The sequence below is a fragment of the Nocardia ninae NBRC 108245 genome (genome assembly GCF_007990755.1).
Lineage (GTDB): Bacteria > Actinomycetota > Actinomycetes > Mycobacteriales > Mycobacteriaceae > Nocardia > Nocardia ninae.
The window spans coordinates 39,126-52,026 of the sequence record NZ_BJXA01000011.1 but is presented as its reverse complement, the minus strand read 5'-3'; the positions used below and the strand labels follow the sequence as shown (position 1 = coordinate 52,026).

At 68.7% G+C, this 12,901-nt stretch carries 12 protein-coding genes; 5 read left to right on the top strand and 7 right to left on the bottom strand.

All coding sequences use genetic code 11. The annotated features are described in order from the left end of the window. Positions 1 to 62 precede the first annotated feature (62 nt). A complete protein-coding gene (locus tag NN4_RS10995) occupies positions 63 to 1,325 on the bottom strand; it encodes an MFS transporter (protein ID WP_147129832.1) in 1,263 nt (420 codons plus the stop codon). Positions 1,326 to 1,528: 203 nt separating this feature from the next. Between NN4_RS10995 and NN4_RS10990 the strand changes: the two genes are divergently transcribed. Then, positions 1,529 to 2,335: a VOC family protein gene (locus NN4_RS10990; RefSeq protein WP_147129831.1), complete on the top strand. Its 807-nt coding sequence runs from the start codon at positions 1,529 to 1,531 to the stop codon at positions 2,333 to 2,335. Here the strand turns inward: NN4_RS10990 and NN4_RS10985 are convergent, their stop codons facing one another. Genes NN4_RS10985 through NN4_RS10975 form a run of 3 tightly spaced genes read right to left on the bottom strand, consistent with a single transcriptional unit; the run spans position 2,336 to position 4,658 of the window. Continuing rightward, positions 2,336 to 2,797 (bottom strand): CinA family protein, encoded by a 462-nt coding sequence (locus NN4_RS10985; protein ID WP_147129830.1) that lies wholly within the window; start codon positions 2,795 to 2,797, stop codon positions 2,336 to 2,338. A 29-nt stretch (positions 2,798 to 2,826) separates the two neighbouring features. Beyond that, the gene (locus NN4_RS10980) at positions 2,827 to 3,498 is read right to left on the bottom strand and encodes a response regulator (RefSeq protein WP_147129829.1); all 672 of its coding nucleotides are present in this window, start codon (positions 3,496 to 3,498) and stop codon (positions 2,827 to 2,829) included. Further along, positions 3,495 to 4,658, bottom strand: coding sequence for a sensor histidine kinase (locus NN4_RS10975; RefSeq protein WP_246180818.1), 1,164 nt, complete (start codon positions 4,656 to 4,658; stop codon positions 3,495 to 3,497). Before NN4_RS10975 ends, NN4_RS10980 begins: the two co-directional genes overlap by 4 nt. Before the next feature lie 224 nt (positions 4,659 to 4,882). On the opposite strand from NN4_RS10975, the gene NN4_RS10970 reads away from it, so the two are divergent. Next, positions 4,883 to 5,764 (top strand): sterol desaturase family protein, encoded by an 882-nt coding sequence (locus NN4_RS10970; RefSeq protein WP_147129902.1) that lies wholly within the window; start codon positions 4,883 to 4,885, stop codon positions 5,762 to 5,764. A gap of 55 nt (positions 5,765 to 5,819) precedes the next feature. On the opposite strand, the gene NN4_RS10965 is transcribed toward NN4_RS10970, so the two are convergent. After that, positions 5,820 to 6,626 carry a nuclear transport factor 2 family protein gene (locus tag NN4_RS10965; protein ID WP_147129828.1) on the bottom strand — a complete coding sequence of 269 codons (807 nt, stop codon included), beginning with the start codon at positions 6,624 to 6,626 and terminating at the stop codon, positions 5,820 to 5,822. A 154-nt stretch (positions 6,627 to 6,780) separates the two neighbouring features. On the opposite strand from NN4_RS10965, the gene NN4_RS10960 reads away from it, so the two are divergent. Beyond that, positions 6,781 to 8,127 carry a TIGR01777 family oxidoreductase gene (locus NN4_RS10960; protein WP_147129827.1) on the top strand — a complete coding sequence of 449 codons (1,347 nt, stop codon included), beginning with the start codon at positions 6,781 to 6,783 and terminating at the stop codon, positions 8,125 to 8,127. Between the two features lie 9 nt (positions 8,128 to 8,136). Here NN4_RS10960 and NN4_RS10955 read toward each other — a convergent pair whose 3' ends face one another. Together NN4_RS10955 and NN4_RS10950 are read right to left on the bottom strand one after the other, a co-directional pair. Beyond that, positions 8,137 to 9,399, bottom strand: a complete 1,263-nt coding sequence (locus NN4_RS10955) for an SAM-dependent methyltransferase (RefSeq protein ID WP_147129826.1) — start codon at positions 9,397 to 9,399, stop codon at positions 8,137 to 8,139. A 407-nt stretch (positions 9,400 to 9,806) separates the two neighbouring features. After that, positions 9,807 to 10,652 carry a MerR family transcriptional regulator gene (locus NN4_RS10950; protein ID WP_147129825.1) on the bottom strand — a complete coding sequence of 282 codons (846 nt, stop codon included), beginning with the start codon at positions 10,650 to 10,652 and terminating at the stop codon, positions 9,807 to 9,809. Between the two features lie 182 nt (positions 10,653 to 10,834). Between NN4_RS10950 and NN4_RS10945 the strand changes: the two genes are divergently transcribed. Together NN4_RS10945 and NN4_RS10940 are read left to right on the top strand one after the other, a co-directional pair. Next, the gene (locus NN4_RS10945; RefSeq protein WP_371865640.1) at positions 10,835 to 11,446 is read left to right on the top strand and encodes a lipocalin family protein; all 612 of its coding nucleotides are present in this window, start codon (positions 10,835 to 10,837) and stop codon (positions 11,444 to 11,446) included. Positions 11,447 to 11,571: 125 nt separating this feature from the next. Then, complete coding sequence (locus NN4_RS10940) at positions 11,572 to 12,897, top strand: cryptochrome/photolyase family protein (RefSeq protein WP_147129901.1); 1,326 nt, start codon at positions 11,572 to 11,574, stop codon at positions 12,895 to 12,897. Positions 12,898 to 12,901: the final 4 nt, after the last annotated feature.

Genomic DNA, 12,901 nt, shown 5'->3' with positions numbered 1-12,901 from the left:
TGATAAATAGACGAGCCGTTTTTCCGGCGGCCGCACCGCGCGAAGTCCCTAGCGGCGGATGCTCACTCCGCGTCCAGCGCCCGCCTGCCGGTGAGCGGGCCCCAGATGCCGACCAGGGCAACCATGGCGAGCAGCGCGACGGTTATCGCCGAGAACACCAGGCCCGGCCCGTTCGGTCGGTCCAGCAGCGGAAGCAGCAGGAACGGCAGCAGGGCGGTGCTGACCTTCGACAGCGAATAGGTTGCGCCGGAGGCGGTTCCGCGCACCGCGGTGGGGAACGACTCGGGTAGGTAGGCGTGGATGGCATCGGAGAAGACGTTGCTCGCCACGGTGAACAGCCCGCCCGACAACAGGATCAGCGGCACACTGGTGGCGAAGCCGAAGATGAGGCCGAAGATCGCCATCAGCGTGGCGGTTCCCATGACCAGGTGCTTGCGTTCGATCCGCTCCATCAGCGGGATCGCCAGCAGGGAGCCGAGCGGATAGCCGAGATAGGTGACGGCCAGGTAGCTCAGTGAGGTCACCACCTCGAATCCCTTGCGGTCCAACACGAGTACCGCCAAGGTGCCGAACCCGTAGTAGCCGAAGACCTGCAGGATCATCACGGCGGAGAACAGTGTGGTCCTCGCCCGATAGGGCGGCCGGACGATCGCGCTGAACGGCGTGAGAGCGGTCTTGTTCTGCTGCCGCGCAATCCAGTGCGGCGATTCGGGCATGTCACGCCGTGCGAACACCACCACGGCCGCGCCGAGCCCGCCGATCACGAACAACCAGCGCCAGCCCTCGATGCCGAAGGGCTGCAACGGAACCAGCCACTTGGCGAGGAACCCGACGGTCGGCACCGCACAGAAACCGATCGTGTACGCCATGGCGATCATCCGCCCACGCACCTGTGGCGGAACAACTTCCGACAGATAGGTGTCCGACACGGTCATCTCGGCGCCGATCCCGAGTCCGGCCAGGAACCGCGTCGCCATCAGAAAGGTGATGTTCGGGCTGAACGCGCCCAGCAGCGTGAATCCGGAATACAACGCGATATTGATCATGAACATGCGGCGCCGGCCGAACACATCCGACAACCGGCCGATCACCAGCGCGCCGAGGAACTGTCCGGCGAACGCCGACCCTACGATCCCGCTGAGTTGAAACGTCGACAGGTGCATCTCTTGTTTCAGCACCCCGGTAATGGTCCCGGCGAGAAACAATTCATACAGATCGAAAAACAATCCGGCACCGACGAGCAGGACCAATTTGCGATGAATGGGACGAACCGGAAGTTCGTCCAGCCGCAGACGTTCGCGCCCGACGTCGGATGTTGTGATCATCCCGCCATACTCCTGATCATCCCTTGTCAGGGCAACAAATCAGTACGGTGTGTCCGGTTCGCGAAGCTTCTCCGATTATGGATTCGGTGTGCTGTGCCGGAATTGTCGATCGGCTGATTCGCGAGTGCCGCGATGGTTGACTTGGCGCCGTGCAGGCCGCGACCGGCCGCACTTCAGCGCACCGAGGTCAGGAGGCCACGGATATGCCCACGCACGACGGAAAATGGCCGCAGGGGACACCGAGCTGGGTCGACAGTCAGGTCGACGACACCGCGCGGGCCCGCGAGTTCTACGGGGAACTGTTCGGCTGGGAAATCATGGACGGCCCGCCGGACGCAGGCGGCTATCTGATGGCACTACGGCACGGCAGGCCCGCCGCGGGCATCGGGCCCAAACCCGACGGCATGGCGATGCCGTCGGTGTGGACCACCTACTTCGCCGCGGACAGCGCCGACGCGATTGCCGAGAAAGTCACGGCGGCAGGCGGTTCGGTGCTGATGGCACCCTTCGACGTGCTCGATGTCGGCCGGATGTTCGTCGCGACCGATCCCGCCGGTGCGGTGTTCGGTGTGTGGGAAGCCAAGGCGCACAACGGGGCCGGGATCCACAACGAGCACGGCGCCTACTGCTGGAACGAGCTGCACACCGATCGGTACAAGCAGGCGCAGGAGTTCTACGCGGCCGTATTCGGCTGGCACTACACCGAAATCGGGGACGGCCAGAACTTCGTCTACTCCACCTTCGGCCTGACCCAGGACGGCGACCCGGTCGGCGGCATCAACGACGCTACAAAGACGCCCGGGGACTCGCCGTCGTTCTGGCTGGTCTGGTTCCAGGTCGACAACACCGACGCGGCCGTCGCCAAGGCCACCGAGCTGGGCGCGACGGTCCTGATGGACGTGTTCGACAGCCCGTTCGGCCGGATGGGCGTGGTCCAGGGCCCACAGGGCGAGGCGTTCGGCCTGGTCGACCCGTCGACGACAGTGGGTGAGCCGCCGACGGGTACCTGATCAGTGCCGCCGCGCCGCCTCCAGTAGCAGTTCGAGGGCGCGCTGCACGGTCTGCTCCAGCACCTGCTCCGGATCGCCGTCGAACTGGCGATGCGAGGCCGTCACGCTGTCATCGGCGACGGAGAACCACACCGACCCGGCGGGTTCGCCATCCTGCGGGCCCGGTCCACCGACGCCGGTGACAGCGACCGACAGCGTCGCGCCCAGGAGGGAGTTGACCCCTTCGGCCATCGCCTTGGCCGCCGTCTCCGACACCACCGGCACCCGGGGCACGCCGAGTACTTTGTGCTTGACCTCTGCCGCGTAGGCGACGATGCCGCCGCGGAACCACTCGGCGGAGTCGGGTGCGGCGCCCAAGGAGGTCGCGATCTGACCGGCGGTCAACGACTCCGCGACCGCCACCGTCAGACCGCGACGCCGGACGACCTCGGCAAGCTCTTCGGCAATGGCGTGATCATTCATGCCATCCATGATGCGCACTGCCGCATCGGTCATCGAGGGCCGGGTGGGGTGCGGGGGACAAGGCCGTGCTGGTGGGCGTAGACGACCGCGTGGATGCGGTCGCGCACACCGAGTTTGGCCAGTACGCGGGAGACGTGCGTCTTCACGGTTTCCTCGCCGACGCCGAGCAGGCCGGCGATCTCGGCATTGCTGCGGGCGTCGGCGAGCAGCAGTAGCACTTCGAGTTCGCGGGCGGTGAGCTGCCCGATCTCGGGTGGGTCGGTCGGCGGGGCGAGGGTGGCGGCGAAGCGGGCGGCCAGGCGGCGGGTCATCGAAGGATCGATCAGCGCGTCGCCGCGGGCGGCGATCCGGATCGCGGCGACGAGTTCTTCCGGCGGCAGGCTCTTCAGCAGGAATCCGCTCGCCCCCGCGCGCAGCGCTCGGTAGAGGTTGGCGTCGCTGTCGTAGGTGGTGAGCACCAGCACGTGGGTGCCACCTGCGGCGACGATGGCCTCGGTGGCGGCGAGCCCGTCCAGTTTGGGCATGCGCACGTCGAGAATCGCGACATCCGGTCGCAGCCGGGCGGTTTCGGCGATGGCGGTGCGGCCGTCGCTGACCTCTGCGACGCAGTCGAGGTCGGCCTGGCTGTCCAGGACCGCGCGCAACCCGGAGCGGAACATGCTGTGGTCGTCGGCGATCAGAATCCGGAGCGGCGCGGTCATACGCTACCGATCGGTACGGAAACCGTGGTGTGCCAACAGGTTCCGGCGGGATCGAGACCGTAGTCGAGTGTGCCGTCGAAAAGCTCGGTGCGGCGGCGAATCCCGCAGAGGCCGCGCGGTGCCGCGGTATCGGTGGCGGTCGGTGCCGGTGGCATCGGATTGGTAGCGCGGATGACCACCCGATGGGGGAGGTACTCCACCGTCAGCCGCGCATGTTCGCCGTCACCGTGGCGCAGCGCGTTGGTCAGCATCTCCTGCACGATCCGATACACCGTGACATCCAACGACTCCGGCAGGTCGACCACCGCACCGCGCACGGCGACCTCGACGGCCAGCCCGGCGGCCCGCACATGCTCGACCAAGCCGTCGATATCGACCAGGCCGGGTTGGCGTTGCCCCTCGTCGTCGCGGCCGTGCAGCAGATCGAGTTGCCGCCGCAGGTCCACCATCGCGGCCCTACTGCTCGACTCGACCGCCGTGAGGGAGCGGGTAGCCGCACCATTTGTGCTGTCCGACAAGGCCATTCGCGCCGCGCCCGCGTGGATGCCGATGGCGCTGACATGGTGGGAGATCACATCGTGCAGGTCCCGCGCGATGGCGGCGCGTTCTTCGGTCACCGCCCGCTCCAGCGCCACCTGATGATCCCGGCGCCGCAGGCGCTCGCGCTGCTCCAGGTCCGCGATATAGGCGCCGCGCGCCGCGGTGTAGCGCCCGACCAGCCACGGCACGCAGCCCGCGGCGACCGTCGAGGTGACCAGTATTCGCCAGTCGCGGGTGGCGTAACTCGCGGTCAGCAGATGCCCCGCCGCGACACCGCCACACATCACCAGCATGGTCAGCACCGATGTCGGTCCGGCCAGCCACGCACCCGCCCGATAACCGGCCACCAGAAAGCCGACATCGGCGAAGCGCGCGCCGAAACCGTGCCAGTGCAGCAGCCACGCGCCCATCAGCCGGACAACGACATGGGCCACCGCGACCACACCGGCCGTGCGAGGCGGTGCGGCCAGGGCCAGATCGACGGCGACGAAGCCCGCCACCGCGGCGACGGTCTGCCACGGCGCGACACTGAACACCCCGCTCAGACCGAGCACCATCGCGTCGATCAGCGCCGCCACCACCGCGACCAGCAACGACTGGCGAGCGAGCGACCGGCTCACGTCCACTGGTTCGCCACCGCCTTCGCGTCGTCGGAGCTCTCGATCCTAGCCAGCTCGGTGCGCCGGGGTCGCGCGCTGCCTGTGACAACTCTGCCCGTCGGCGGGTGTGGCCGCGTCCCCCGCGCGAGGGACGCCGAATCCCTCGGCGGCGCGATGTTTGCGCAGGCCATCGCCCGTAGCGTCGGGATCACCGCCGGAGGAGTCAAGGAGATCTCGTGGGCAGAGTGGAGCTGTTGAGCTATGCCGTCCCCGCTTTCGCGTTGTTCATGCTCGTGGAGTGGTTCGCCTACCGCCGCGATCCCGACCGCCCCAGCAACGCCGGGTCCGGCCGCGACACCGCAACCAACGTGGCGACGTTCACGATCGGCCGGCTCACCAAACCGCTGACGCAGTACCTGATTCCGTTCTCCGCGGTGGTCGGGGCCGCCGCGATCACCCCGCTGCACCTGTCCGCGAAGGCGTGGTGGGTCTGGGTGCTCGGCCTGGTGGTGACCGATTTCTGCTACTACTGGGCGCATCGGGCCGACCATCGGGTCCGGCTGCTGTGGACTTCGCACAGCGTGCACCACTCCAGCGAGCACTTCAATCTGTCCACCGCGATCCGGTTGCCCTGGGTACATCCGGTGACCAATGTGCTGCGCGGAATGGCTTGGGTGCCGGCGGCTTTGCTCGGCCTGCCGGTGTGGATGATCTTCGTGCTGCAAAGCATCGGGCTGCTGTATCAGTTCCCGATCCACACCCAGCGCGTCGGCACGCTGCCGCGTCCGATCGAGTTCCTGTTCAATACTCCCGCCCACCATCGCGTCCACCACGGGTCGAACCAGCCCTACCTCGATCGGAACTACGGCGGCATCTTCATCATCTGGGACCGGATGTTCGGCAGCTTCGCCGCCGAGTCCGAGCCGATCCGGTACGGGCTCACCAAGAACATCGATACGCACAATCCGGTGAAGGTCAATTATCACGAGCTGGCCGGGCTCGTTCGTGACGTGCGCGGCGCACACACGTGGCGTGGCCGCCTCGGTTATATCTTCGGTCCGCCCGGCTGGACCGAGGGCGGCGTGCCGGAGCCGGTGCGGCAAGCGCAGTCGGTCCAGCTCACCTGAGCGTGTACCGGGCGATGCGACACATCGCCCGGATTTCGCTATCCCACAGTCGATCTCACGCGCGATCGAGGAAGAAGCGCAGGCTCGCGATGCTCGGCGCGCCTGCGGCGAATTCAACGAACGCCACCCCGCGAGTATCACCGAACCGAACGCTCGCGCTCACCGTGCGACCCGCGGCGATCAGCTTGCCCCACCGCATGTTTCGCGCCCGATTGGTGAACTCCTCCGCCGAAACCGGTGTGCCCGCAGGGAACTCGACAACGGCATAGTGTCCGAGCAGCCCGCGGACGCGAACGATGTCCGTGCTGCCCGCCGCGGCGAACAGCCGGGAGGACACGCGCTTACCTGTCCGCCCCACCCCGCCGAGCGCACGCAGCATGCCCAACGCGCCGCTGACACCCTGGTGGCGAATCAGTTGCGGTCCGAGCTGTAGCGCGGCGCCGAACCCGCTCGGCCCGGTGCGCAACAGCTGCACGATCATCGGCGCCAGTTCCCAGTGCGCGGCCAGCTGGGTGATCTTCCAGCCGTCGGTGTCCTCGGTGAGCTGGTAGCGCAGGTGCATCGGGACCGAGACCCTGGCGCCGGTCGACATGGTGGTCTCGATGGTCAGGTCGCGCACCACCGTCGGCGGGTGCACGATGTCGCGCTCCACCCGGAAGGCGATGTCGTTCGGGGCGATGAAGGTGTCGTAGAAGCGCTCGATGGCGGCGCGCCCGACATGCGGGCGGGCGCCGACCGGGTCGTTCACCTCGGCGTCGACGGCGAATAAGTCGACCCACGCGGACTTGTCGTGCGCGGCGACCGCGGTCGGCGACGCCTGGACGGCGGTCAAGAGCTCCGCGGCCGAGGGTTCCAGCGGCATGACAAATCCTCCGATGTCGACGATGACTCGTCATATGGTAGAACAAGTTTCAATTGCACGGTATCGCGCGGGAGAGGGCGGCCGATCCGGGGCGATTTTCGGAATAACGATGCATGAACGTTGCAAAGCGTCGCTACCTCGCTAGAGTCGAGTGATGGGCATCGAGTGTTCGAGCGTCGTCGCGGCACCCCGGTCCGAGGTCTTCGAGTGGCACGCCCGACCAGGCGCGTTCGCGCGGCTAGCGCCGCCGTGGCAGCCGGTGTCGGTGCTCGCGGAGGCCGATTCGCTGGCCGACGGCCGGGCCGTGCTCGGCCTGCCCGGTGGGCTGCGGTGGGTGGCGAAACACGACCCGGCTGGTTATGACCCGCCGCAGCGGTTCGTAGACCGGATCGCCGTGGACGGTCTCGGCTCGCTGCCCGCGGGCCTGCTGCTGCGCTGGCGGCACACCCACGATTTCGAGATCGTCGACGACACGCACACCAGGGTGGTGGATCGGGTCGAGTCGCCGGTGCCCGCGTTCACCCTGCGCCCGATGTTCGACTACCGATACCGGCAGCTGGCCGACGACCTGGCGGCGCACGCCGACGCGGCCCGCGCCGGCTTCACCGCCAAGACGATCGCGGTGACCGGTGCGTCGGGGCTGGTCGGCTCGGCCTTGACCGCCTTTCTGTCGACCGGCGGCCACACCGTGCTCCGCCTGGTCCGCCATGCGCCGCAAGCCGGTGAAAGGCAATGGAACCCGGACGATCCCGCGCCCGACCTGCTCGACGGGGTCGACGCGGTGGTGCACCTGGCGGGTGCCTCGATCGCGGGCCGGTTCACCGACGAACACAAACAGGCCATCGTGGACAGCCGGATCGGCCCGACCGAGCAGCTTGCCGCCCTCGCCGCCCGCGCGGGTGTCCCGACCTTCGTCAGCGCGTCCGCCATCGGCTACTACGGCTACGACCGCGGCGACGACCGACTACCCGAAGACGCCTCGCGCGGTGACGGCTTCCTCGCCGACGTGGTCGACGCGTGGGAGGCGGCCACCAGCGCCGCCGCCGACGGCGGGGCCCGGGTGGTCAAGGTGCGCACCGGCATCGTGCAGTCGCCGCGCGGCGGCACCCTGCGCCTGCTGCGGCCGCTGTTCGCAACCGGGCTCGGCGGCCGGATCGGTGACGGCGAACAGTGGCTGTCCTGGATCGGCATCGACGATCTGGTGGATATCTATTATCGGGCGCTATGGGACAACTCCGTGTCCGGGCCGGTGAATGCCGTTGCCCCGCAACCTGTTCGCAACAGTGAGTACACCAATGTTCTGGCCGGCGTGCTGCGCAGGCCCGCCCTGCTTCCGGTGCCCGAGTTCGGTCCGGCCCTGCTGCTCGGCGGGCAAGGCGCGCGGGAACTGGCCGCCGCGAGTCAGCGGGTGGTGCCCGCTGTGCTCGACAAGGCCGGGCATCGTTTCCGCACACCGGATCTCGCGTCCGCGCTGAAACATCTGCTCGGTCGCACCCGCTGAATTACTCGCTCACGCGTCGCGGGTGAGCAGAATCTGGTGCACATCGAGATAGCCGCAGCGGAACCCGGCCTCGGCGTGCGCCAGGTACAACCGCCACATCCGGCGGAAGATCGGATCGAAACCCAGTTCCGCGACGCGATCGGCGCGCGCGTTGAACCGCTGCTGCCACAGGCGCAGGGTGTGCGCGTAGTGCTCGCCCATCGACAGTTGTTCGCGGACAACGAGTTCGGTGCGCCGGGCGGCCACGTCGGCGAGCAACCGAGTGGACGGCAGGAAGCCGCCGGGGAAGATGTACTTATGCACCCAGGTGTAGGTGTCGCGGGTGGCGCGCATGCGGTGGTGCGGCATGGTGATCGCCTGGATCACCGCGCGGCCACCCGGCGCGAGCACCCGGTCGATGGTCTCGAAGAAGGTGTCCAGGTATTCGTAACCGACGGCCTCGATCATCTCCACCGAGACCACCGCGTCGAACTCGCCGGTCACCCTGCGGTAGTCGAGCAGATCGATGGTGACGCGCTCGGACAGGCCCGCGGCGGCGATCCGGTCGAGCGCCAGTGCGCGCTGCTCCGTGGACAGCGTCACCGACCGTACCGACGCGCCGCGAGCGGCCGCGCGCAGCGCCAATTCGCCCCAGCCGGTACCGATTTCGAGCATCCGGGTGCCCGGACCGACGCCCGCGCGGTCGAGTATTCGGTCGATCTTGGCCTGCTGCGCGGCGGCGAGGTCGGCCCACCGCGGCGGCGGCGCGGTCGCGGGGAACAGCGCGCTGGAGTAGGTCAGCGTCTCGTCGAGGAACAGCTCGAACAGGTTGTTCGACAGGTCGTAGTGCCTGGCGATATTGCTGCGGCTGTTCGACTCGCTGTTGTGCTCGGCAGCGGGGTGTTTCGACACGTATAGGCGGCGTAGCGCCCGCAGCGGGGCGGGGACGAGCCGGTCGATGCGGGCCGCGAACACCGTGAGCGTCGCCGCCGGATCCGGCGACGACCAGTCGCCGGCCATGTACGACTCGCCGAAGCCGATCAGGCCGCCTACCCCGAGCCGCGCGGTGAAGTCCGCCGGCCGGTGCAGGATCAGCCGCGGCGCGTCCGCCCCGCCGCGGCCGAGCACCGTCCCGTCCGGGTATTCGACCCGGATCGGCAACGTGCGCACGGCGCGCCGGAACAGCCGATCCGCCAGCGCGGCGGCGATGGTGGCGCGGGTGCCGGTGGGCACGTGTTCGACATCGGGCCATGAGGTCGAGGGTCGTGCCGTGACGTGCGATTGGATGCTCACCGCGAAGACTCCTCGAAGTGTTGGGGTGGCCCGGGACGAGTGGCAGGCCGCGTGCTCGGAGAGGTACGCCGGGCCTGCGCAGGAGCGCCGAGACCACAAGTGGGGCAAGGGGGTACCGCCACTGTCGCGCGCAGGGTGGTACGGACGGTGGCCGAAGAGCAACGCCCGGTCATCGAGGCGGCGAAAATCGGTCGGCCAACTCTGGCGGTGCGGGTGGCCCGGATTCGATCGACGGGCTGCTTCGGCTCGGCGCGCTGGTCGAGGTGCCCCCGCCGACCGCCGGTCCCACGCGGCAGGGAGGTGACTGATCGGTTGCCACCGCACATAAGGCAGTGGATAACCCGACGGTTATCTGGCAAACGGGCCGATTGCCGAGTGCCTCATTATTGCATCGTTTGCCGCGCGGGTCAGCTCAGATGCTCGACGGCGTCCGTCAGGCTCGTCACCCGCTCGGTCGACTCGGGCAGGATCACCGAATCCCAGCCCGGCCCGCCGACGAACACTCGTGCGCCCGCTTCCTGGCAGGCGCGCACCGCCGAGGTCAGCGCCGTCGATTCCTGCTGGGACCACAGCACCACCGAGGCGGGCTGATCGTGGCGCGCGAGACTGTCGGTCAGTGCGCTGGTCGGGACGTCCGCGCCGAGCATGTGCGCGCCGACTTCGCCCTCGGCGAGCGCCGCGCGCAGTACTTCGAGCGGCAGCGCGTGCGTCTCGCCGCTGGTGCAGGCGAGCACCACCGGTTGCGGCGCGGGCGCGTCGGGCGGCGGATTGGTGCGATGCAGCACCGAGGTGATGCACCACGACAGCAGATGCTCCACGTCGATGCAGCCTTCGCCCGCACCCTGGCGCGCGACGATGTCGGCGAATGCGGGGCGACACAACTGATCCCACGTGTCCACCACGCCGTAGGCGCGGAAGTGCGCCTCCAGATAGTTGGACACCGCGCGCGTCTCCAGCGTGAAGGCCGCGGCGAGCAACGGGAATCGGTCACCGAGCTGCGGCGCCGGGCCGCGTACCGCCGCTGCCGCGCCCGCCGGGCTGGCGCCGTCCTGGATGAGGGTCAGCATCCGGCCGAGCAGCGCGATGTCGGCCTCGGTGTAGAGGCGGTGTTTGCCGGGGCGGTGCTGGGGCGGGCCGATGTTGTAGCGGCGGTTCCAGCTCCGCAGGGTCGCCGTGGGGATGCCGAGGCGCTCGGCGACCGCGCGGACCGTGTACCCGGCCGCGTCGGAAACGGGAGCGGAACCGGCGGACATCGCCCTATTCTGCCTGTTCCGGTTCGCCCGCTTCACCACGCCCGGGCGGCTGCGCATCGCGCGGGACGCCCGCGGCAATCGGTTCCGGGTGGTGGCTCGCTTCGCAAATCTCGACACATTGAATCACTTGTGCATCGTTATCGGCTACCATGGTCGGTGTCGTCGATTCCCGAGGAGTTCGCGTGACATCACGAACGAAGCGGTATCCCGTTCGCCTGCTCGTTGCCCTGGCCGGTCTGGCCGGCTCATTCTTGGCCGTGGGTGGTGCGCAAGCCGCCCCCGTTGCCGCACCGGCACCGGTCCCATCGCTGGACCTGAACCGGTACCTCGGTACCTGGAATCAGCTCGCGGCGGTCCCGCAGTACTTCAATCTGGTCTGTGCGCGCGATACCCAGGCCAACTACGCGCTCGACCAGCAAGGCAACATCTCGGTGCGCAACACCTGCACCACCTGGACGAACACGAACAACGAGATCATGGGCACCGCGACGGTCAACGACCGGGCCACCGGTGCGCAGTTGCACGTCAGCTTTCCCGGGGTGCCCACCCAGGACCGGCTCGACGGGCCGACCAATTACATCGTGACGGCCCTCGGCCCGGACTATTCGTGGGCGCTCGTGACGAACCCGGAGCGGACATCGGGTTTCGTGCTGGCCCGCGCACCGATGCTGGATTCGGCCGCATGGTCGCGGGTGCGCGCGGAAATCGTTGCGGCAGGCCAGGACCCGTGCCTGTACCTGACCTCACCCAGCACCGTCGGCCGGACGGATATCGTCCCGCTCTGCACGCTCTGACCGAGTGCTCCGGCACCCGCCAGGGTCGCGTCGACGGGGTCCAGCATTGAGCCGCCCGTGGCACCGTGGCGCCACCCTTGTGGGTGCCGGAGTTACTTGTCCCCGCACTGTCCGAAGAGGAGCAGATGACCGTCACCATCGCAGTGTTCACCCGTGACCTGCGGGTGCACGACAATCCGGTGCTCACCGCCGCCCATCGCGAGGGCGCGGCGGTGGTACCGCTGTTCGTCATCGACGACGCCATCGCGGCCGGGCGTTTCGCCGCGCCGAACCGGGCGCGCTTCCTCGCCGCCGCACTGGGCGAGCTGGACGCCGAATTGCGGGCCATCGGTGGCCGGCTGGTGGTGCGGCGCGGCAACGTCGTCGACGTGGTTGCCGAGGTGGCGGCGCAGGTGCACGCCGACAGCGTGCACATCGCCGCCGACGTGAGCGGGTACAGCCGCAGGCGCGAACAGGCCCTGCGGGAACGCCTCGAAGAGCGCGGTTGCCTGCTGCACAGCCATGCCGCCACGATCACCGCCGCCGATCCCGAGGTGCTCGTTCCGTCCACCGGGCGGGACCATTTCGCCGTCTTCACCCCGTACTTCCGCCGCTGGTCCGAGGCGCATCAGCGCAAACCGTTCGGCAAGCCGCGCGAGCTCACCATGCCGCCCGTGGCGAGCGATCCGCTGCCCGAAGCCGAGCAACTCTGTGCGGGTCCGACCTCGCCGCAGCTCGCCGTGGGTGGTGAGACAACCGGACGAAAGATACTGCGGGACTGGCTGTCCGGGCCGATCGCGGGCTACGAGGACAACAATGACGATCTCGCCGCCGACGCCACCTCGCACCTCTCGCCGTATCTGCACTTCGGGTGCGTATCGCCGGTGGAACTGGTGCACCGGGTGGACATGGCGACGCCGGGCGGGCATGCCTTCGCCAGGCAGCTCGCCTGGCGCGACTTCCATCATCAGCTGCTCGCCGCCAGGCCGGACGCGGCGTGGTCGGACTATCGGCCCCGGTCGGTCACCTGGCGCGATGATCCGCAGGCCGTCACGGCCTGGCAGGACGGACGCACCGGCTACCCGGTCATCGACGCGGCCATGCGGCAATTGCGCGCCGAAGGGTGGATGCCGGGGCGCGCCCGGTTGATCACCGCCAGCTTCCTGGCCAAATCGCTGCGGGTGGACTGGCGCGTCGGGGCCGCCCACTTCCTGCACTGGTTGGTCGACGCCGACTTGGCGAACAATCAACTCAACTGGCAGTGGGTGGCAGGCACCGGCACCGACACCCGGCCGAATCGGGTGCTGAATCCGCTGCGCCAAGCCAAGCGCTACGACCCGGACGGCGACTATGCGCGCCGCTGGCTGCCCGAACTGGCGCACATTCCGGGCGCCGCCGTGCACACCCCGTGGCGCGAGAACGTCGATCCGAGCGTCTACCCGGCGCCGATCATCGAATGCGTCGGGATGTAGCGCC